The 19582-nt window shown below is 71.4% G+C and carries 19 protein-coding genes and 1 pseudogene; 10 read left to right on the top strand and 10 right to left on the bottom strand.

What is annotated here, in order from left to right; all coding sequences use genetic code 11:
• The first annotated feature begins 119 nt into the window (after positions 1-119).
• Both AS857_RS24070 and AS857_RS24075 read left to right on the top strand, forming a co-directional pair.
• On the top strand, positions 120-1250 hold the full coding sequence (locus AS857_RS24070) for a pyridoxal-phosphate-dependent aminotransferase family protein (RefSeq protein WP_058045347.1): 1131 nt from the start codon (positions 120-122) through the stop codon (positions 1248-1250).
• A gap of 377 nt (positions 1251-1627) precedes the next feature.
• Positions 1628-2314, top strand: coding sequence for a TetR/AcrR family transcriptional regulator (locus AS857_RS24075; RefSeq protein WP_245700652.1), 687 nt, complete (start codon positions 1628-1630; stop codon positions 2312-2314).
• Here AS857_RS24075 and AS857_RS24080 read toward each other — a convergent pair.
• Entirely contained in the window at positions 2285-2773 is a 489-nt protein-coding gene (locus tag AS857_RS24080) for a GNAT family N-acetyltransferase (RefSeq protein ID WP_058045349.1), read from the bottom strand. The genes AS857_RS24075 and AS857_RS24080 overlap by 30 nt on opposite strands.
• A 141-nt stretch (positions 2774-2914) precedes the next feature.
• A complete protein-coding gene (locus AS857_RS24085) occupies positions 2915-3376 on the bottom strand; it encodes a MarR family winged helix-turn-helix transcriptional regulator (RefSeq protein ID WP_058045350.1) in 462 nt (153 codons plus the stop codon).
• Between the two features lie 193 nt (positions 3377-3569).
• Here AS857_RS24085 and AS857_RS24090 point away from each other — a divergent pair, with 193 nt between their 5' ends.
• The 4 genes from AS857_RS24090 (at position 3570) to AS857_RS42435 (ending at position 8310) form a co-directional block, all read left to right on the top strand.
• Entirely contained in the window at positions 3570-4835 is a 1266-nt protein-coding gene (locus AS857_RS24090; RefSeq protein WP_058045351.1) for an MFS transporter, read from the top strand.
• Positions 4836-5008: 173 nt separating this feature from the next.
• Entirely contained in the window at positions 5009-5449 is a 441-nt protein-coding gene (locus AS857_RS24095) for a GlcG/HbpS family heme-binding protein (protein ID WP_058045352.1), read from the top strand.
• A gap of 189 nt (positions 5450-5638) precedes the next feature.
• Positions 5639-6271, top strand: coding sequence for an HAD family hydrolase (locus tag AS857_RS24100; protein ID WP_058047013.1), 633 nt, complete (start codon positions 5639-5641; stop codon positions 6269-6271).
• A gap of 941 nt (positions 6272-7212) precedes the next feature.
• Positions 7213-8310, top strand: a complete 1098-nt coding sequence (locus AS857_RS42435; protein ID WP_058045353.1) for a globin domain-containing protein — start codon at positions 7213-7215, stop codon at positions 8308-8310.
• Between the two features lie 54 nt (positions 8311-8364).
• On the opposite strand, the gene AS857_RS24110 is transcribed toward AS857_RS42435, so the two are convergent.
• The 4 genes and pseudogenes from AS857_RS24110 to AS857_RS24125 all read right to left on the bottom strand — a co-directional run bounded on the left by AS857_RS24110 (position 8365) and on the right by AS857_RS24125 (position 11640).
• Positions 8365-8871 (bottom strand): NUDIX hydrolase, encoded by a 507-nt coding sequence (locus AS857_RS24110; protein WP_058045354.1) that lies wholly within the window; start codon positions 8869-8871, stop codon positions 8365-8367.
• A 74-nt stretch (positions 8872-8945) separates the two neighbouring features.
• Positions 8946-9844: pseudogene (locus AS857_RS24115) on the bottom strand (LysR family transcriptional regulator).
• Between the two features lie 184 nt (positions 9845-10028).
• Positions 10029-11186, bottom strand: a complete 1158-nt coding sequence (locus AS857_RS24120; protein WP_058045355.1) for a cystathionine gamma-lyase — start codon at positions 11184-11186, stop codon at positions 10029-10031.
• 73 nt (positions 11187-11259) lie between these two features.
• Complete coding sequence (locus AS857_RS24125; RefSeq protein ID WP_058045356.1) at positions 11260-11640, bottom strand: phage holin family protein; 381 nt, start codon at positions 11638-11640, stop codon at positions 11260-11262.
• Between the two features lie 68 nt (positions 11641-11708).
• On the opposite strand from AS857_RS24125, the gene AS857_RS24130 reads away from it, so the two are divergent.
• From AS857_RS24130 to AS857_RS24140, 3 genes are all read left to right on the top strand, one after another.
• Positions 11709-12026, top strand: coding sequence for a cupin domain-containing protein (locus AS857_RS24130; protein WP_058045357.1), 318 nt, complete (start codon positions 11709-11711; stop codon positions 12024-12026).
• Between the two features lie 149 nt (positions 12027-12175).
• On the top strand, positions 12176-12397 hold the full coding sequence (locus AS857_RS24135; protein ID WP_058045358.1) for a DUF5326 family protein: 222 nt from the start codon (positions 12176-12178) through the stop codon (positions 12395-12397).
• A gap of 267 nt (positions 12398-12664) precedes the next feature.
• Positions 12665-13111 carry an SsgA family sporulation/cell division regulator gene (locus tag AS857_RS24140; RefSeq protein ID WP_030366799.1) on the top strand — a complete coding sequence of 149 codons (447 nt, stop codon included), beginning with the start codon at positions 12665-12667 and terminating at the stop codon, positions 13109-13111.
• Here the strand turns inward: AS857_RS24140 and AS857_RS24145 are convergent.
• The 3 genes from AS857_RS24145 to AS857_RS24155 form a co-directional block, all read right to left on the bottom strand.
• Positions 13108-14700 (bottom strand): SPFH domain-containing protein, encoded by a 1593-nt coding sequence (locus AS857_RS24145; protein WP_058045359.1) that lies wholly within the window; start codon positions 14698-14700, stop codon positions 13108-13110. The genes AS857_RS24140 and AS857_RS24145 overlap by 4 nt on opposite strands.
• A gap of 81 nt (positions 14701-14781) precedes the next feature.
• Complete coding sequence (locus AS857_RS24150; protein WP_058045360.1) at positions 14782-14982, bottom strand: hypothetical protein; 201 nt, start codon at positions 14980-14982, stop codon at positions 14782-14784.
• Positions 14983-15004: 22 nt separating this feature from the next.
• Entirely contained in the window at positions 15005-16483 is a 1479-nt protein-coding gene (locus AS857_RS24155; RefSeq protein ID WP_079110586.1) for a YibE/F family protein, read from the bottom strand.
• 194 nt (positions 16484-16677) lie between these two features.
• Here AS857_RS24155 and thiC point away from each other — a divergent pair, with 194 nt between their 5' ends.
• Positions 16678-18438: a phosphomethylpyrimidine synthase ThiC gene (gene thiC, locus AS857_RS24160; protein ID WP_058045361.1), complete on the top strand. Its 1761-nt coding sequence runs from the start codon at positions 16678-16680 to the stop codon at positions 18436-18438.
• Between the two features lie 160 nt (positions 18439-18598).
• Here the strand turns inward: thiC and AS857_RS24165 are convergent, their stop codons facing one another.
• On the bottom strand, positions 18599-19498 hold the full coding sequence (locus AS857_RS24165; RefSeq protein ID WP_338058275.1) for a PTS sugar transporter subunit IIC: 900 nt from the start codon (positions 19496-19498) through the stop codon (positions 18599-18601).
• Positions 19499-19582: the final 84 nt, after the last annotated feature.

Genomic DNA, 19582 nt, shown 5'->3' on the forward strand with positions numbered 1-19582 from the left:
ATCGGATTGTCCGTCCGGCCCTGTGGACGACGGTCGGCGCGGGACCGGCTACGGACGTAGGGTCAGGGAGAGATTGGCGGGCGCCGGACACGGCGCGACACCCGGAAGGCACTGGCACCGTGACTGCGAACACCGCACCGGACCTGCTCGACCTCGCGCCGCTGGGCGCCGGTCACTTCGCGCGCATCGAGGACAAGATCGCGGCCCTGATGCGGACGCGCGAGACCGTCGTCACGATGCAGGGCGAGGCGCTGCTGCCGCTGGAGGCCGCGATCCGCTCGGCCGTCCGGCCCGGCAGCACCGCGCTCAACATCATCACCGGCCCGTACGGCGAGACGTTCGGCGGCTGGCTGCGCTCCTGCGGCGCCGAGGTGGTCACCGTCTCCGCGCCGTTCAGCGGCGCGGTCGGGGCCGACCAGGTCGCCGAGGCCCTGCGCGCGAATCCCGCGATCGACTTCGTCAGCCTGGTGCACGCCGAGGCGGCCACGGGCAACACCAACCCCGTGGCCGAGATCGGCGAGGTCGTGCGCGCGCACGGCGCGCTGCTGATGCTGGACGCGGTCGCGTCCGTCGCCGCCGAGCCGCTCCTCACCGACGAGTGGGGCGTCGACCTGTGCGTCATCGGCGGGCAGAAGGCGATGGCCGGTCCGGCCGGCGTCTCCGTGGTCTCGGTCAGCGCCCGTGCCTGGGAGCGCATCGCCGCCAACGAGCAGGCGCCGCGCCGCTCGTACCTCTCCCTGCTGGACTGGAAGGAGCGCTGGATCGACGGCGGTCGCACGGCGCTCCCCCACGCACCCGCCCAGCTGGAGATGCTGGCCCTGGAGCAGGCCGTCGACCGCATCGAGGAGGACGGCCTGGAGGCCGTCATGGCCCGCCACCGCGCCGCTGCCGCCGCCACGCGCGCAGGAGCACGGGCCCTGGGCGGCGGCCTGTCCCCGTACGTCGTGCGCGACGAGGACGCGGCCCCCGTCGCCACCACCCTGCGCGCCCCCGGCGGCAAGGACGCCCGCGACGTGGTGGCGGCCGCCCTGGCCGCCGATGCCTCGGTGCCCGTGCAGGCGGCGGCCGGCCCGCTCGCCAAGGAGATGATCCGCGTCAACCACTACGGCCTCGATGCGGACCGTGAGGTCGTCCTGGCCTCGCTGTCGGCGCTCGGTGAGGGCCTGCGTGCACTGGGCGTGCCGGTTGCGGACGAGGCAGAGGTGCTGGAGGCGGCGGGGAAGGCGTGGGATGCGGTGATCCCCGGCTGACCTCCCTCCGGTCGCATGAGGCCGCCGTCGGTGCTTTCCGCACCGGCGGCGGCTTTTTCCTTTCTCGGTGCCGTGAGCCTGCCTCTGTCCCGGCGCGGTGAGCCTCCCGCAGCGCAGCGAGCCTGCCTCAGCCCGCCCTGCGATCTTTATTGCTTTTGCCCTGGTATGGCGTGTCAGCACCTCGCTCACGCGCCCGGATAAAATCGGAATCCACAACCCGTTTCGATTCTCGGCCCCGGAGGGACGCGCGCATGGCAGAACACAGGAAGCCGTCCGTGCCTGCGCAGGGATCCGCTTCCCTCCGTTCGGACGCCCGCCGCAACCGCGCTCTGGTCCTTCAAGCGGCCCGATCCGCCTTCGAGGAAGCCGGGTTGGGGGTGCCGCTCGGCGAGATCGCGCGCCGTGCCGGCGTCGGCACGGGCACCGTCTACCGTCATTTCCCTTCCAAGACAGCCCTGTTCAGGGCGACTGTCGCGGACCGGGTGGGTCTTTTCACCGACACGGCACGGGAGTTGGCGCATTCGGACGACCCCGGCGGGGTGTTCTACCGCTACCTGTCCGCGGTCATACGGCTGACTGTGCGGAACAAGGGGCTGTGCGACGCGCTGGAGGGGCTGGGGAGTCGTTTCGACCCCTCGCCCGGCGTCGAAACGGACTTCCGGGAGGCGCTCGCCGTCCTGCTGCAGCGCGCCCAACAGGCCGATGCCGTACGGAAGGACGTGACCATCGACGACCTGATGGCCCTGCTCATGGGCTGTCTGTCGATGGAGCAACGGCGCGGCCCGGGGGTCGCGCCGGGGAGGATGACCGCGCTGGCGTGCGACAGCCTCCGCCCGGGGCGCAACGTAACGAAACTCCCGCCCAATCCCCGGGTTTCGCGTAACGAAACCCGGTGCACCGTGTGCGACGGGCCGGTGCCGTCCGCCCGTACGGGCCGGCCCGCCCGTTACTGCGGTGCGGCCTGCCGGCAGAAGGCGCACCGGGAGCGGGCCCGCGCCCGTACGGCCCCCGGCGGTCCGGGGGCGGCAGGCGATTCAGAGGTGGTACTTGAAGCCGAGGTGTGAGGCCTCGAAGCCCAGCCGCTCGTAGAAGCGGTGGGCGTCCACGCGCGTGGCGTCCGAGGTGAGCTGGGCCATCCGGCATCCCGCGCGGCGCGCGGCGTCGAGGGCCCACTCGACGAGCAGGCTGCCCAGACCGCTGCCGCGCGCATCACCGTGCACGCGGACGCCCTCGATGAGCCCGCGTGTCATGCCGGCGCGGGACAGTCCCGGTATGACGGTGAGCTGGAGCGTGCCGACGACGCGGCCGTCGTGCACGGCGACCACCAGCTGCTGATGCGGGTCGGCGTCCACGCGGTCGAAGGCCGTGCGGTACGGGGCGAGGTCGCCGGGGGCCTCGCGCCCCGCCCCGATGGGGTCGTCGGCGAGCAGCGCCACGATGGCGGGCACGTCGCCGGTGGTGGCGGGACGGATCTCGATGTCGCGGAGGTCGATGCCGGTGTTACGGATCTCTACGTCGCTCATGACCCGGACCCTACGGCGGGGGCCGGATTCTGTTGCGCAACAGATCTGTTGTGAGGCTTACGAGGCCGGAGATCTGGGGCGAGGCTTACGGGACCGGAGATCTGGGGCGAGGCTTACGGGACCGAAGATCTGTTGTGAGGCTTACGAGACCGGCGCGAGCGACTCCACGGCCGTGACGAGCGGGGCCAGTTCCTCGCGCTTGGAGGCCTCCCGGAGGGCCTCGCGCAGCGCGGTGTCGTTCGTCGGCCGGGCCTCTCCGAGGAGGGCCAGGCCCGCCTCCGTGACGTCGGTGTAGATGCCGCGACGGTCGGTGAGGCAGAGGTAGCGGGTCAGCAGGCCGCGGTCCTCCAGGCGGTTGACCAGGCGCGTCGTCGCGCTCTGGCTGAGCACGACCGCCTCGGCGACCTCGTTCATGCGCAGGTGGCCGCCCTCGCCGCTGTGCTGCCGGCTGAGCACGTCGAGCACGGAGAACTCGCGCACGCTCAGGCCGTGCGCCGCCTGCAGCGCCCGCTCGATGTGCGCCTCGATCCGGCCGTGCAGGGCGGACAGTGCGCACCAGCCCTGTGCCAGGCCGAGCAGAGCGGGGTCCGGGGTGCGGGACATGAGGCCCTCCTTCTGACCGCACATGCGTGTCGTCACGGACCAGGATATCTCTGCATCGCAATAGCCCGCGCTTGCAAGTATCCGCGTATGCAATTATTGTCTACGCCGGTAAGGGTCGATCGCAATGATGCCCGGCGGGCTCTCCCCGCCCCCGATCTCTCCCCCTCCCTCCCCTCCTTGAAGGACCCTCGTCATGCCCCTCGCACTGCTGGCGCTCGCCATCGGCGCCTTCGGTATCGGCACCACCGAATTCGTCACCTCGGGCCTGCTCCCGGAGGTCGCGGACGAGTTCGGCGTCTCCATCCCGACCGCCGGTTACCTGACCACCGGCTACGCGCTGGGCGTCGTGATCGGCGCCCCGATCCTGGCCGTCCTCGGCAGCCGGGTGCCGCGCAAGAAGATGCTCATGGCCCTGATGGGCCTGTTCGTCGCCGGCAACGTGCTCTCGGCGGTCGCCCCCGCCTTCGGGGTGATGCTGGCCGGACGGATCGTCGCCTCGTTCGCGCACGGCGCGTTCTTCGGCATCGGCGCGATCGTGGCCGCAGGCCTGGTCGCCCCGCAGAAGAAGGCGGCCGCGATCTCGATGATGTTCACTGGGCTGACGGTGGCCAACGTGGTGGGCGTGCCGATGGGCACGATGATCGGCCAGAGCGCCGGCTGGCGCGTCACGTTCTTCCTCATCGCCGGCCTGGGCGTGCTCGCCGTCCTCGGCATCGCCGCGCTCGTACCGCACCAGCCCCGCCCCGAGCAGACCCGGATCAGCGGTGAGCTGGCCGCCTTCCGCAACCCCCAGGTCCTGCTCGCCATGGCGATGACGGTCCTCGGCTTCGGCGGCGTCTTCACCATGACCACCTACTTCACGCCGATGATGACCGACGCCGCGGGCTTCGCCTCCTCGTCCGTCACCTGGCTGCTCGTCCTGTTCGGCCTCGGCATGGTGGCGGGCAACCTCGTCGGTGGCCGGTTCGCCGACCGTGCGCTGATGCCCATGCTGCTCACGGCCCTGGTCGGCCTTGCGATCGCCCTCGCCCTGCTGCCGCTCGCCACGCACGACAAGATCGCCACGGCGGTCGTCGTCCCGCTGATCGGCGCCCTGGGCTTCGCCACCGTCCCGCCGCTGCAGAAGCGCGTCCTCGACCAGACCGCGGACGCACCCACCCTCGCCTCCGCCGTCAACATCGGCGCCTTCAACCTGGGCAACGCGATCGCGGCCTGGCTCGGCGGCCTCGTCATCTCCGCCGGCTTCGGCTACACGGCGCCCAACTGGGTCGGTGCGGCGATGGCCGCCTCCGCCCTCGCCCTGGCCCTCCTCTCGGCAGCACTGGAGCGGCGTACGGGCGCCCGGGGCGCGGCGGGTGCGCCGAGCGCGCGGGGCGGGCGCATCGTGGCGCGGCCGGAGCGCGCCGCGACCGCGACCGGGGAACGCGCCGCCCGGGAAGCGGCGACGACGCGGAACTGAGCAGCGCGGCCACCGCGGTGGTAGGTAGCACGGCCCGCGCCGGTGCAGCGCCATAACGCGCTGCACGCCCGCCCCAGCAGCACCACAAAGCACAGCCGCACAACCACCCCAGCAGCACCTGCACCACCACGACACACGGCACACAGCACCACCACGCATATCCAGGAGTTCCCATGACCGCCCCCATCACCGCCACCACCCCCGTCCTCCCCCTCACCACGGACGACGCCGACGCGCTCCTCGCCGCCGCCCGTCGCGCTGCTGACGAGCAGGGCGTACGAGTCGCTGTCACCGTCCTCGACGCGGGCGGTCACCTGCTGGCCTTCCGCCGGGACGACCGGGCCGTGCTGATCGCGGGGGAGACCAGCACCCGCAAGGCGTTCACGGCGCTGCAGCTGGACGCGCCGACGGCCGACCTGGTCGACGCCGTCCAGCCCGGCGGCCTCTTCCACACCCTGCCGACCGCCCTCGACCGCCCGCTGCTCTTCATCGCCGGCGGTGTCCCGCTCCACCGCGACGGCCGGCTCGTCGGCGCGATCGGCGTGGGCGGCGGGGCGCCGGAGCAGGACCACGGCATCGCGCTGACCGCGATCGAGGCCGTCCTGGGCGGCTGACCCCACAGGCGGGCAGAAGAGGGCCGGCCCGGGCCCGACGCACCGAGGGTGGAGGACGCACACGCGTCCTCCGCCCTCGGTGCTGCCGTTCACCAGAGCCCTCATGAGCCGGGTACCGCGTTCCGGATATCGGATACCGGGGAAGTATTCGTGTGTGCTCGGCGGCCGGCCCGCATACGCTCGGGCATCGTGAGCAGACTGCATTTGTTCGACATGGACGGGACCCTGATGCACGGGTCCGCGGCGGCGATCGAGATATCCCGGCAGCTCGGGGTCGAGCGGGAGATCGCCGAGCTGGAACGGGCCTTCGCGGCCCGCGAACTCGAACCGCCGCGCTTCGCCGAACTCGCCTGCGCGCTGTGGCGGGAACTCACCGAGGAACAGGTCGCCGCGGCTTTCGACGGCGCGCCCTGGCTGGCCGGAATACGTGACGTGTGGGCGGAGATCCGGGCCCGCGGCGAGCGCTGCGCCGTGATCTCGCTGTCCCCGGGATTCTTTGTCGAACGCCTGCTGACCTGGGGCGCCGACGCGGCGCACGGCTCGCGCTGGCCCGCGGTGCCCTTCCGGGACCCGGTGGACCCGGCGGGCATCCTCGACGCCGCGGCGAAGGTGCGGATCGCGGACGAGCTCTGCGCGGAATTCGGCCTGACCCGTGCCGACTGCGTGGCCTACGGGGACTCGATGTCGGATGCGCTGCTCTTCTCCGCGGTTCCGGTCTCCGTGGCGGTGAACGCCGACCACCACGTCCGGGATATCGCCGTGCACTCCTATGCGGGCCGGGACCTCAGGGAGGCGTACGCACTCGTCGGCTCCGGCCGATAGCCCGCAGTCGGTAGTCGGCGATCGATAGTCCGCGATCGATAGTCCGTGGCCGATTCCGTAACAGTGAAGTCCGCATCGACGAAAGGGGGTTGTTCCCATCATGTCGAACGGTAGGGTCAACTCCCGTTCGCGGGACTCGGCTTGTCCCCGGGGTGGGGGAATCGGCTCAGCCTAGCCTCAACCGGGGCCCTGTCACTCGTACTTCCCGCGATTTGCGCGAGGCGGCGCAGAAGATGGCATGCTGCGCAGCCTGGAACAGCGACCCATGAGCAGAGCGGGGAATTGCGAACACTTTCCGGCTAGGACGGAAGTGCGAGGACGGACCGAGAGATGTTCGAGGCGAGACGATGAAGGACGCTCCGACCAGGTCGGCCGACGGTGGCGCGCACGGCAGAGGGAGTGACCGGGGCTGGTTCACCCCGACGCAGCCACCGGACGGAGACAGGGCCCGCGACGGGCACGGCAGGCCACCGGAAGGCGGGACGGAGGCGGAGGCCGCGCGGCCGGCGCCACGGCCGGGCAAGTGGGTGGCGGTGCGGTCGGCGGAGCAGTCGAAGCCCCGGACACAGGCTCAGCCACCACCCCAGCCGCAACCCCAGCCACAAGCGCGGCCACAACCTCAGCCACAACCCGAGCTACAAACCCGGCCGCAACCCGAGCCGCACGGGTACGAACCACCGCAGGCACACGAACCGCCCCACACGTACGAACCGCCGCGCGGGTACCAAGCGCCTCACGCGTACGGGACGCCCCACGCGTACGAACACCAGCGCCCGGCCGAACCCCCACCCGACAGGGGATTCCGCCCCGCCTGGGAACCCGTTCCCATCCCCGCTGCCGCCCCGGCCCCCGCCGCAGCACCCGCTCCCACCCCCGCGGCCCCCGCCGCCCCCGCGCCCGAAGCGGCGCAATCCCCCGACGCCCTGCTGATCCGCCGCACCATGGCGGAGATCGAGCCCGTGGCCGACAAGGCGACCTCGTACTTCTACGCGCTGCTGTTCATACAGCACCCCGATCTGCGCGCCCTCTTCCCCGCGGCCATGGACACCCAGCGCGACCGTCTCTTCCGGGCGCTGCTGACCGCCGCCCAGCACGCGGACGACTCCGCCACGCTCACCACCTACCTCTCCCGGCTGGGCCGCGGGCACCGGAAGTACGGCACCCTGCCCGAGCACTACCCCGCGGTCGGCGAGTGCCTGATCGCCGCCCTCAGCCGCTATGCGCCGGCCACCTGGAACGGGCACACCGAGGCGGCCTGGGTCCGGGTCTACACGGCGATCTCCCAGATCATGATCGACGCCGCCGCGGAGGACGAACGGCACTCGCCCGCCTGGTGGCAGGCCGAGATCGTCAACCACGAACTGCGCACGCCGGACATCGCCGTCGTGACCGTACGGCCCGACCAGCCCTACCCCTTCGTCGCAGGCCAGTACACCAACCTGGAAACCCCCTGGTGGCCGCGTGTGTGGCGGCCCTACTCCTTCTCCGCCGCGCCCCGCCCGGACGGGCTGCTCTCCTTCCACGTCAAGGCCGTGCCCGCCGGCTGGGTGTCCGGCGCCCTCGTCCACCGCGCCCGCCCGGGTGACGTCCTGCGGCTCGGGCCCCCCACCGGTTCCATGATTGTGGACCACAGCACTGACAACGGCCTGTTGTGCCTGGGCGGCGGTACCGGTATCGCGCCGATCAAGGCGCTGGTCGAGGACGTCGCCGAGCACGGGCGCTGCCGCCCGGTCGAGGTCTTCTACGGCGCGCGCCACGCCGGCGACCTCTACGACATCGACACCATGCTGGAGTTGCAGCGGGCGCACAACTGGCTCTCGGTCCGGCCGGTCGTGTCCGACGGCCCCACCCGCGGACTGAGCGGTCAACTGCCCGCCATCGTGCGCCAGTACGGGCCCTGGCCCGCGTACGACGCCTACCTCTCCGGGCCGCCCGGAATGATCCGCAGCGGTGTGGACACCTTGAAGGGCATCGGCATCCCGTCCCACCGCATACGGCACGACACGATCGACGGCCTCATGGCGGCCGCGCCGGGCTGATCCGAGCCGCACGTCAGGACGGCAGAACGCCACCCCGAGCGGGCGCCCGACGCCTCACCCCAGGTCGTCCGCCAGCAGCGCCCGTACGCCCTCGATGTTCGCGTCGAGGTAGGCGCGCAGCGACGGGGGCACCAGCTCCACCGAGGCGATCCCCTCGCGGGTGAACGGGATCCGCACCACCTCGTACGTCCCGCGCGGCTCGTCCACCTCGGGGCCGTGGCGCTGCGAGAGGTCCATGGACGCGAGCCGGCAGACGAAGAAGTGCTGCACCTTCACGCCGTGGGCGGCGTGGTGGAGCGAGTGGGAGACGGTGTCGACGAAGGCGGGGACGACGTCGACGACCTTGGCGCCGAGCTCCTCGTCGACCTCGCGGTGGAGCGCGGCGACCACGGTGGTGTCCTCCGGCTCCATGCCGCCGCCCGGGGTGATCCAGTACGGCGCTTCGCCGGGCTTGGTGCGCTTGATCAGGACCATCTCGAAGGCGGCGTGGGGGCCGGGGTCGCCCCCGCTGTCGAGCAGGATGGCACGCGCGGTGCGCTTGACCACTGGACGTTCGGTCATAGGGGACATCTGCCGCGCGGGGCGGCCGGTGAAACCCCTGGCGGCAACCCTTTCTCACCAGGAGACGGCGGCTTTCACCAGGAGACGGCGGCGCGCAGGAGCCACTCGTGTGCCCGTGCGAGGTGCGGGTGGGCCAGCGTTCCGGTTCGTACGACGAGGAAGTAGGTGCGCAGCGGGGGGACCGGCGGGTCGAGGAGGGCCACGATCTCCCCGGTGTCGAGGGCGTCCGCGCACAGGTAGCGGGGCAGCACGCCGAGCCCGGCGCCCGCGATGACGCAGGAGAGGACGGCCCGCAGGTCGGGGGCGATGACGCTGCCGGAGGCGACGGGCTCGGTGTCGAAGACGGTGCTCCAGTAGCGCGTGACGAGCGGCAGGGTCTCGTGGACCTCGACCACGGGAGGTGTTCCAGGGCCTGTACGCCCTTGTCGCGCACGACGGCCGGGCCGCCCAGGCGCGCCGCCCAGCGCGGTGCCGCGACGAGCACGTGCTCCTCGTCGCAGAGCGGGGTGGCGGTCAGGAGGCGTCCGCGCGGGCGCGAGGTGGTGATGGCGAGGTCGTGGTGGCCGGCGGCGAGGCTCTCGAAGAGGTCGTCCGCGGCTCCGTGGGCGGCGCGCACGGCCAGGCCCCGGGCGATGAGGGGAGCCAGGGCGGGGAGCGCGCGCAGGTCGGTGAACTCCGGGGGACCGGCGAGATGGAGGGTCCGGTTCCGCGATCCCTCCTCGTCCATGCCCGCTTCGGTGATCTCCAGCAGGGCGTCGACGTGCGGCGCGATCTTGTGGGCGAGTTCCTCGCCGGTGGTGGTGGGGCGCACCCCGCGGGCCAGGCGCAGGAAGAGGGGGCGGCCCAACTGCGTCTCCAGCGTGCGGATCTGGCTGGTGACGGCGGGCTGCGAGAGGCCGAGCAGCGCCGCAGCCCGGGTGAAGGACCCGGCCCGGTGCACCGTGACGAACGTGCGCAACAGGGCCAGATCCATGCTGTCTCCCTGACTCGGTGCTCCCGGTCGTAAGGGAACTATAAATAAGTCGATAGGGCTGTGTCGCCGGTGTGATTGGACACTGACGCAGAGTCAACTAGCCTGGACCGGGTGGTCATTCGTGCGTGGTTCGCGCGTCCGGCCACGACGGCTCGAGTCAAGAGGGGGGAGACTCGAGCCGTCCTTACGGGCGGGCGGGGCCGTCGTACGGGCGGGCCGCCGCGTCCAGCGCCGCGAGGACGTCCGCGACGAGATCCTCGGTGTCCTCGACGCCCACCGAGAAGCGGATGAATCCCTCCGGCACGGCGTCGCCTCCCCACCGCCCGCGCCGCTCGGCCGTGGACCGCACGCCGCCGAAGCTGGTCGCCTCGTCGACGATGCTCAGTGCGGCCAGGAAGCGCTCGGCATGCGCCCGGTCCGGCAGCACGAAGGAGACCACGCACCCGAAGCGCCCGCCGCGCATCTGCTGCAGTGCCAGGCCGTGGGCGGGGTCGGAGGGCAGCCCGGGGTGGCGCAGCCCGGTCACTTCGGGCCGGTCGCGCAGGGCCTCGGCGAGCGCGAGCGCGCCGGCCGCCTGCCGGTCCACGCGCAGCTGCAGCGTCGCCAGGGAGCGGTGGGCCAGCCAGGCCTCCATGGGGCCCGGGATCGCGCCGGCGACCTTGCGCCAGTCGCGCACGGCCGCGGTGAGCCGCGGGTCGCGTGCGGCCACGTAGCCCAGGAGGAGATCGCCGTGGCCGGTGAGGGCCTTGGTTCCGCTGGCCACGGAGAAGTCGGCGCCCAGTTCCAGAGGGCGCTGGCCGAGCGGGGTGGCGAGGGTGTTGTCGACCGCGACGAGCGCGCCGCGGCGGTGGGCGGCGTCGGCGAGGCGGCGGATGTCGCACATGTCGAGGCCGGGGTTGGAGGGTGATTCGATCCACAGCAGCCGGGCGCCCCCCAGCGCCGCGAGCTGGGCGTCCCCGGCGGTCGGAGCGGTGCGCACGGCGATGCCGAACGCCTCCAGGCGCTCGCGCAGCGCGGGCAGCAGCTGATAGCCGTCCGAGGGCAGTACCGCCGTGTCGCCGGGGCGCAACTGCGAGAGGAACACTGCGGAGATCGCGGCCATCCCGGAGGGGAAGGCGACGGCCTCCGCCGCCGGGCCGGGGTCGGCCGGGGACTCCAGCTCGGCGATCGCCGTCTCCAGGGCGGCCCATGTGGGGTTGGCCTCGCGCCCGTAGGTGTACGCGCCGGAGACCTCACCCGGCAGGTGGTAGTGGGCGGCGAAGGCCGGGCCGGGGAGCGCGGGCTCGTTCGCCCGCGGCTCCGGCAGGCCCGCCCGTACGGCCCGGGTGCCGTCTCCCGTCATGTGCGGACCTCCTCGGTCCTTCTCGGTTCCCGCCGGCTCTTCTCGGTCCTTGTCAGCTCTTCCCAGCCCCTTCTCAGTCCTTGTCGTCCGGCAGGATCATGTGCATCGCCCAGGCCACCACAGAGATGATCACGCCGCCGACCAGGGCGTTCCAGAAGCCGTCGACGTGGAAGGCCAGCCCCAGCTCCTTCGCGAGGAACGACGTCAGCAACAGCATCAGCGCGTTGATCACGAGCGTGATGAGGCCGAGCGTGAGGATGAACAACGGGAAGGACAGCAGCTTCACCACCGGCTTGACGATGAAGTTGACCACGCCGAAGACGAGCGCGACGAGGATCAGCGTGAGCACCTTGCGCAGCGTGTTCTCACCGGAGAGCGTGATGCCCTTGAGCAGCCAGATGGCGACCGCCAGGGCCGCCGCGTTGGCGATCGTCTTGACTACGAAATTCTTCATGGTGAGATCGTTGCAGACGCAGCATGTGGACGGACCACGACCGAGGAGCGGCAAGGGGTGGACGGCAGATGAAGGCCTTCCGGCTGGATGAACTGGAGGGGGAGCGCCTCGCGAACGACGGCGCCTACCTGCAGTTCCTGGGCGAGCGGAACATGTCGGTCGGGCTGTACGCGCTGGACGCCGGGCAGATGGACCCGCAGACCCCGCACGCCCAGGACGAGGTCTACGTGGTGATGAGCGGCCGCGCGTCGATCACCGTGGGGGAGGAGACGACCCAGGTGGGCCGCGGGAGCGTGGTCTACGTGCCGGCCGGCGTGACCCACCGCTTCCACCACATCAGCGAGGCCCTGAGGGTTCTGGTGGTCTTCTCTCCCCCTGAGAGCTGAGGGTCCGCCCCGGCGACCCGTAGGGGGACGCTCAGGGGTCGACGGGGGCTCCGCAGGCCCCGCCGGACCCCCTGCCCGCCCTAGCATCGAAAGCAAGGCCGGAGCATCCGCGCTCCGGGACCACGAAGCGGAAAGCAGGGACGAACGACATGGCTGAGAAGGGGATTTTCGCAGGACTCCCGTGGTGGGTGAAGTGGATCGCCGTGCCGGTCCTCGTCCTCGTGGTGTTCGGCAGTCTGATCATGAGCGTGCTCGGCTTCGTCATAGCGCTGGTCTTCAAGGTCCTGCTGCTGGTCGCGCTCATCGGCGGGCTGATCTTCGTCGTCAAGAAGTTCACGTCGTCCTCCTCGTCGTCGAAGGGCGACTGGTAGGGCCCACCGGGAGCCGTCCGGCCGGTCGCCGCCTGGACCGGTGTTGACGGCTCTGGCAATTTCTCTGCCCTGAATCCCCTCGGAACGACTCCGCCCCGTAGTCGAGTCGCTACGCTCCAGAGTCATAGAGCTCGTAAGCTCGGTCTCGATCTCTATCGGTAGCTGAAGAATCACTCCTGGTGATCTATGGATGCCGTCGAGCGGTGGTGTCTATGGGGCGCGAGGAGCCAATCCCGGGCCAAAACGACGAATACGGGGCATTGGGCGATGCGTGAAACGGTTCAGGCAGAAGTGATCATGACCTTCCTCGTCTCCGAGGAGCTGTCCTTCCGGATCCCGGTGGGACTGGACTACGACAGCAGCGATCCCTACGCGGTGAAGTTCACCTTTCACCTTCCCGGCGACGCGCCTGTGACCTGGGCCTTCGCGCGGGAGTTGCTGCTCGACGGGCTCAGCCAGCCCTCCGGCGAGGGCGATGTGCACATCGCCCCCGCCTCCGCCGAGCACCTCTCGGACGTCTTCATCCGGCTGCAAGTGGGCTCCGAAGGGGCCCTGTTCCGGGCCGGTGCGGCGCCCCTCGTGGCGTTCCTCGACAGGACCGACCGCATCGCCCCCCTCGGCGAGGAGCGCTCGGTCGCCGACTTCGACTACGACCTCGCCGCCGCGCTCGACAACATCCTCGCCGGCAACACCGAGGGGCAGAACGCCGGTTAGCGGCCCGGCGTGCCTCCGCCGGACACGCCCTCGTCCCGGACCGGCACCCGCTCAGTGCGCGGGGGCGCGCCCTTTGGCGCCGTCCCGGCCCCCAGCGCCCCTGAGCCGGCGTTCTCTCCGGAGTCCGGCGTCCCGCCGGGCCCCGCAGCGCCCGGGGAACCGGCCCCGTTCCCGCCCGGCCCGTCCGCCGCGCCCGCCGTGCCCATGGCGGAGAGCAGCTGCCGTGCCAGGCCCAGACCCGTACCCCCCATCGTCAGCGCCTTCGCAAACATCTCGGACATCCCGTCCGCCCCGTTGAGCAGCACCATGTGGTCAACGTTTCCGAAGGCTTCAGCCCCAGCACGTACGATCTCGGGCCACTTTTCGGCCAGTTGTTGCGCGACCACCGCCTCCTGGTTCTCCGCCAGGGCAGCCGCCCGTGCCTTGATCGCCTCCGCCTCCGCCAGACCCCGCGCCTTGGCGGCCTCGGCCGTCGCCAGTCCCTTCGCCCGCGAGGCCGCCGCCTCCGCCTCACCGGTCGCCCGGGTCGCCTCGGCCGCCGCGGCGCCGCGCGCCTTGGTGGCCTCCGCCTCGGCGCCGGCGGCCGCCTTCACCCGCGTCGCCTCGGCGGCCGCCGCCAGCTCCGTCTCCCGGGCCCTCGCCTGGGCCGCGGAGATACGGGCATCGCGCTCCGCCTCGGCCAGGGTGCGCTTCTCGTAGGCCGCCGCGTCCGCAGGCTTGCGCACGTCCGCCTGGAGCTGCTGCTCCCGCCGGTGCGCCGCCAGCTCCGCCACCCGCGTCTCCTGGACCACGACCTCCTGCTGGGCCGCCGCCTCCGCCAGCGGACCGGCCTGCCGCGCCTTCGCCGCCGCGCTGTCCCGCTCCGCCTGATAGCCGGCCTGCAGGATCTCGGAGTCGCGCTGCGCCTGCGACATCCGCGCCGCGGCCTGCTGCTCCGCCTCGGTCGCCAGCCGGTCGGCCTCGGCCTGCGCGATCCGGGCGTCCCGCTGCACCGCTGCCGCGTGCGGCGCGGACAGGTTCTTGATGTAGCCCGTCGGGTCCTGGATCTCGTGGATCTGCAGCGAGTCGATGATCAGACCGAGCTTCTCCATCTCGGTGCCCGAGGCGGCCCGGGTCTCCCCCGTCAGCCGCTCGCGGTCACGGATCATGTCCTCCACGGTGAGCCCGCCGACGATCGAGCGCAGATGGCCCGCGAAGACGTTGTGCACCCGGTCGCCCATGAACTTCTGCTGGTCCAGGAAGCGGCGCGCGGCGTTGGCGATCGACACGAAGTCGTCCCCGACCTTGAATATGACCACGCCGTGGACCTTGAGCGGGATGCCCTGCTTGGTCACACAATCCACATGGAGATCGGCCTCATTGAGGTCGAGCGACAGCTTCCGGACCACCTGGACCCCGGGCAGCACGAGGGTCCCCCGCCCCGTGACGATCCGGAACCCCATCCCCTCCTCCAGGCCCTCGGTCCGGTGCTTGGAACCGGAGATGACGAGCGCCTCATTGGGCTCGGCCACCCGCCACATCAGTTTGAACAGCCCGACCACGACGGCCACGGCGACGACGACGATCCCCGCCACGATGCCGATGAGCATGCGTGCAGCCCCCCTTCAGGACCCCACGACGGGGCCCTCGAATCCCTTCTGCCCCGCCCGTATCACCCGTAAGCGGCCGGATCACGCATAGGCGGCCGTCACGTACACCGTGCGCGGCGGCTGGTACTCCATGACCACCACCAGCGCGCCGCGCTCGATCCGCTCGCCCGGCTCCACCGCATAGGCCAGGAAGGCCTCGGCTCCGCCCCGGACCCGGACCATCACCTCGCCGACCAGACCCGGGCCGACCGTGCCCGTCACCCTGCCCTGCTCCCCGACCACCGGCAGCTCCCCCCTCGTGCGCTCACTTGGCCCGGCGGCGACGGCCACCCTTCGACCTGGCGCGCCCCCCGGCCCGCGAACCGACCCCCGGCCCGGCACCCGGACCCTTACCCGCATTGTGCCGGTCGGCACTGACAACGAGGGCCGCCAGCGCGGTCGTCACGGGCACGGACGCCACCAACCCGATGCTGCCGACGAGCGTCCGTACGATCTCCTCGGCCACGATTTCGCTGGTCGCGACCGTTCCGACGCCGCTGTCGGCGATGGAGAACAGCAGCAGCAACGGCAGCGAGGCACCCGCGTAGGCCAGCACCAGGGTGTTCACGACCGACGCGATGTGATCCCGGCCGATGCGCATCGCCGCCCCGTAGAGCTTCCGCCAACTCGCGGTCGGGTCGGCGTCCTTCAGCTCCCACACCGCCGACGTCTGCGTCACCGTGACGTCGTCGAGCACGCCGAGTGAGCCGATGATGATGCCCGCGAGCAGCAGGCCGCGGATCTCGATCTCCGGGTAGAGGCTGTGCACGAGCCCGGTCTGGTCGTCGGTGTTGCCCGTCAGATGGGCCCAGCTGGTGAAGATCGTGCCCAGCAGGCCGATCAGCAGCAGAGAGGTGAGCGTTCCGATGACCGCCACGGACGTGCGGGCGGTCAGGCCGTGGGACATGTAGAGCGCGATCAGCATGATCGCGCTGCCGCCCATGACGGCCACCACCAGCGGATCGGAGCCCTGGAGGATCGCGGGGAGGATGAACAGCGTCAGCACCCCGAAGCTGATCACCAGCGCGATCAGCGCGAAGACCCCGCGCAGCCGGCCGACGAGCACGACGGCCAGCGCGAACACCGCCGCCAGTATCGCCATGGGCATGGTCCGGTCCACGTCGCTGACCGAGTACTGCAGGTTCTTCGGCGCCTTGGGGGCGTACGCGAGGACGACCTTCTGGCCGACCGTGTAGCGGCGTGAGGCGCTCGGCTGGACGAGCTCGGTGAACGTCCGGCCCTTGTCCGGGCCCGAGGTCACCTCGATGTCCGACTTCTCGCAGGGGCCCTTCGGCTTGGCGGGCCCGCCGGGGCCGCCCGGACCGCCCTGCTGGCCGGGCGGCGGCTGCTGCTGCGGCTGGGTGCCGCCCTTCGTGCAGTCGACCTCCTCGACCTTGACCACGCGGCCCGACTCCGTCTTCTGGTCGAGGCCGAGCCCGGAGTGCTCGTGCGGGGGCGCGCCGCCGGGCCACAGCACGACCAGGCCGGTGAGCACGGCGGCCGCGAAGGGGATGAGGACCGCGGCGATCACCTTGCGCAGGTGCGCGGAGACGGGGGAGGCGGGGCCGTGGGAGTGGCTGTGCCCATGCCCGTGGCCGTGCCCGTGGGCGTGTGCGTGGCCCTGGGCCTGGGCCGGGTCCTGCTCCTGGGTACGGTCTTCGGCTCGGCCTTGGGGGTGGATCCGGGCGTGGGAAGGCCCGGGGCTGTGGGGGTGGTCTGGGAAATCATGGTCCGTGGGGGTCACGACCGCATCATCGCAAGCCCCCCTGGTCCTTCGGACAGGAGAGGCGCTAGCGTGGTGGCACCTTTGCAATCGCGGGAGCTCGGAGCACCGGGCTGAGAGGGCGCTGACCTCCGTACGGAGATTCGTACGGAAGACCGCTGCGTCGACCGCCGAACCTGTTACCGGGTAATGCCGGCGTAGGGAGTTCTGGTCTCATGACCTCGCAGGATGCACGCACGTCCGAAACCGGCCGGGAGATCGGCTGGCACAAGGACTACGTGACCGGCTCGCGTCCGGACCTTCGGGTGCCGGTTCGGCGGGTCCACCTCACCAACGGGCAGGACGTCCAGCTGTACGACACCTCCGGCCCGTACACCGACCCGGCCATCGAGACGGACGTCCGGCGCGGCCTCCAGCCGCTCCGGGAGAACTGGATCATCGGCCGTGGTGACACCGAGGAGTACGCCGGGCGCCCGATGCGCCCGGAGGACGACGGCATCAAGCACACCTCGCCGCGCGGGGGGCTGAAGAACCTCGACGCGGTCTTCCCGGGCCGCCCGCGCCAGCCCCGCCGGGGCCGCGGCGGACAGGCCGTCACCCAGCTCGCGTACGCCCGCCGCGGTGAGATCACCGAGGAGATGGAGTACGTGGCCCTCCGGGAGAACGTTTCTCCCGAGATCGTCCGCGAGGAGATCGCGGCGGGCCGGGCGGTCCTCCCGGCCAATGTGAACCACCCGGAGATCGAGCCGATGATCATCGGCAAGAAGTTCCTGGTGAAGGTCAACGCCAACATCGGCAACTCCGCGGTCACCTCCTCCATCGAGGAGGAGGTCGAGAAGATGACGTGGGCCACCCGCTGGGGCGCCGACACCGTCATGGACCTCTCCACCGGCCGCAACATCCACACCACGCGCGAGTGGGTGCTGCGCAACTCCCCGGTGCCCATCGGCACCGTGCCGCTCTACCAGGCCCTGGAGAAGGTCGACGGCAAGGCCGAGGAGCTCACCTGGGAGATCTACAAGGACACGGTCATCGAGCAGGCCGAACAGGGCGTCGACTACATGACCGTGCACGCGGGCGTGCTGCTGCGCTACGTCCCGCTGACCGCCCGCCGCAAGACCGGCATCGTCTCGCGCGGTGGTTCGATCATGGCCGCGTGGTGCCTGGCGCACCACAAGGAGTCGTTCCTCTACGAGAACTTCGAGGAGCTCTGCGAGATCCTCGCGGCCTACGACGTGACGTACTCGCTCGGCGACGGCCTGCGCCCCGGCTCCATCGCGGACGCCAACGACGAGGCGCAGTTCGCCGAGCTGAAGACCCTCGGCGAGCTCAACACCATCGCCAAGCGCCACAACGTCCAGACGATGATCGAGGGCCCGGGCCACGTCCCGATGCACAAGATCAAGGAGAACATCGACCTCCAGCAGGAGATCTGCGAGGAGGCCCCGTTCTACACGCTCGGCCCGCTGACGACGGACGTCGCACCCGCGTACGACCACATCACCTCCGGCATCGGCGCCGCGATGATCGCGTGGTGGGGCACGGCGATGCTCTGCTACGTCACGCCGAAGGAGCACCTGGGCCTGCCGGACCGCGACGACGTCAAGACCGGTGTGATCACCTACAAGATCGCCGCCCATGCCGCTGACCTCGCCAAGGGGCACCCGGGGGCGCAGGAGTGGGACGACGCGCTCTCGGACGCCCGGTTCGAATTCCGCTGGGAGGACCAGTTCAACCTGGCCCTCGACCCGGAGACGGCACGGGCCTTCCACGACGAGACGCTGCCCGCCGAGCCGGCGAAGACCGCGCATTTCTGTTCGATGTGCGGGCCGAAGTTCTGCTCCATGAAGATCTCGCAGGACATCCGGCGCGAGCACGGTGGCGATCTCGCCGTCGACCCCGAGGCCGGGATGGCGGAGAAGTCGAAGGAGTTCGCGGCAGCGGGCAACCGCGTCTATCTGCCGATCGCGGACTGACCGGGCAGGCAGCGGGCCGGGCAGCCAGCGGGCCGGGCAGGCGGCGGACCGGACGGGCGGCGGCCTGGGCAGGCGGCGGGCCCGGATCCGGAAGTGCACCGGATCCGGCGGCGGGCCGTTTCCCGGCCCCGGCCGCCGGCGCCCGGAGGGCCGCCCGGAGTCACTCCGGGCGGTGGTCCGGGCCGCCGTAGTCGGGGCTGGTGAAGTCCGGGCTGGTGTAACCGGCGCGGGTGCCGGAGCCGGAGTCGCTGTCCGGGCTGGTGAAGCCGGGCCGGGAGTACCCCAGCTGGGGCGTGCGGCCGTGGCCCTCGCGACGCCTGGGGACGACCGGGGCCGATCGCCCGGCGCCCCCGGCGGGACCGGCGGGGGCGTTGGCCAGGGCCTCGCGGACGAAGGGCAGCAGTCCGCGGTGGATCAGGGCCTGCCGCCAGGCCTCTCTGGCCCGGTCGGCGTCCTCCTTCATGCGCACCCCTCGCGCATCGCCCCCATCGGCGGAGCCGTTGCGCAGGGCCGTGAGCAGGATGCCGACCATGGCGATGAACACACCGGCGGCCGTGAGGCCGGCGAACCACCAGCCGACGTTGACCATCGGGTCCGCGACGGCCGTGTTGGAGCCGACGGTCCGCAGGGCGTAGCCGATGGCCAGGAAGATCAGGGCGGCGATGCCGGCGAGGACCGGGGCCAGGACGGCGAGCACCGCTCCGGCACCCGCACCCGAGGACTCCTCCGGCTCTCCGTCCGCGGCAGCGGGGGCGGCCGCACCGGAGGGAGCGCTTTCGGAATCGGATGCGCCCCCGGCGCCTACGGTTTGGGGGCGTGCCGTCGCGGAGAGCGCGCGCAGTGCATCGCGCGCCCTTACGTAGTTCTGGTATTCGACCGTTGCGGAAGCCGAGATGGCGGGCATGGCGTCGAGTGCCATCTCGCGCAGCTGTTCTGTATTGAGCCGCTGTCCTATCGCGGCGGCAAGTTCCGGGTCATGGTTCGCGGTACGCAGCGCCTGGTCGAGAACCCGCTCGAATTCCGGGTGGTCCTCGGCCAGCAGATGCGGAGCGCTGTTCATGTGCATCCCCCGATGCTCCGTAGGGCCGTGTTGCCGGCTTACACCGGGCAGTGGGCGGAAACGGAGGAGAGCCTGCTACGGATA

The organism is Streptomyces roseifaciens (genome assembly GCF_001445655.1).
In the GTDB taxonomy this organism is placed as follows: Bacteria; Actinomycetota; Actinomycetes; order Streptomycetales; family Streptomycetaceae; genus Streptomyces; species Streptomyces aureoversilis.

What these genes read in the sequence shown, in the direction of transcription:
- AS857_RS24080 (WP_058045349.1), bottom strand. Translation starts at nt 2,773, where the DNA reads ATGAGCGACGTAGAGATCCGTAACACCGGCATCGACCTCCGCGACATC.
- AS857_RS24085 (WP_058045350.1), bottom strand. Translation starts at nt 3,376, where the DNA reads ATGTCCCGCACCCCGGACCCCGCTCTGCTCGGCCTGGCACAGGGCTGG.
- AS857_RS24090 (WP_058045351.1), top strand. Translation starts at nt 3,570, where the DNA reads ATGCCCCTCGCACTGCTGGCGCTCGCCATCGGCGCCTTCGGTATCGGC.
- AS857_RS24095 (WP_058045352.1), top strand. Translation starts at nt 5,009, where the DNA reads ATGACCGCCCCCATCACCGCCACCACCCCCGTCCTCCCCCTCACCACG.
- AS857_RS42435 (WP_058045353.1), top strand. Translation starts at nt 7,213, where the DNA reads ATGGCGGAGATCGAGCCCGTGGCCGACAAGGCGACCTCGTACTTCTAC.
- AS857_RS24110 (WP_058045354.1), bottom strand. Translation starts at nt 8,871, where the DNA reads ATGACCGAACGTCCAGTGGTCAAGCGCACCGCGCGTGCCATCCTGCTC.
- AS857_RS24120 (WP_058045355.1), bottom strand. Translation starts at nt 11,186, where the DNA reads ATGACGGGAGACGGCACCCGGGCCGTACGGGCGGGCCTGCCGGAGCCG.
- AS857_RS24125 (WP_058045356.1), bottom strand. Translation starts at nt 11,640, where the DNA reads ATGAAGAATTTCGTAGTCAAGACGATCGCCAACGCGGCGGCCCTGGCG.
- AS857_RS24130 (WP_058045357.1), top strand. Translation starts at nt 11,709, where the DNA reads ATGAAGGCCTTCCGGCTGGATGAACTGGAGGGGGAGCGCCTCGCGAAC.
- AS857_RS24135 (WP_058045358.1), top strand. Translation starts at nt 12,176, where the DNA reads ATGGCTGAGAAGGGGATTTTCGCAGGACTCCCGTGGTGGGTGAAGTGG.
- AS857_RS24140 (WP_030366799.1), top strand. Translation starts at nt 12,665, where the DNA reads ATGCGTGAAACGGTTCAGGCAGAAGTGATCATGACCTTCCTCGTCTCC.
- AS857_RS24145 (WP_058045359.1), bottom strand. Translation starts at nt 14,700, where the DNA reads ATGCTCATCGGCATCGTGGCGGGGATCGTCGTCGTCGCCGTGGCCGTC.
- thiC (WP_058045361.1), top strand. Translation starts at nt 16,678, where the DNA reads ATGACCTCGCAGGATGCACGCACGTCCGAAACCGGCCGGGAGATCGGC.
- AS857_RS24165 (WP_338058275.1), bottom strand. Translation starts at nt 19,498, where the DNA reads ATGAACAGCGCTCCGCATCTGCTGGCCGAGGACCACCCGGAATTCGAG.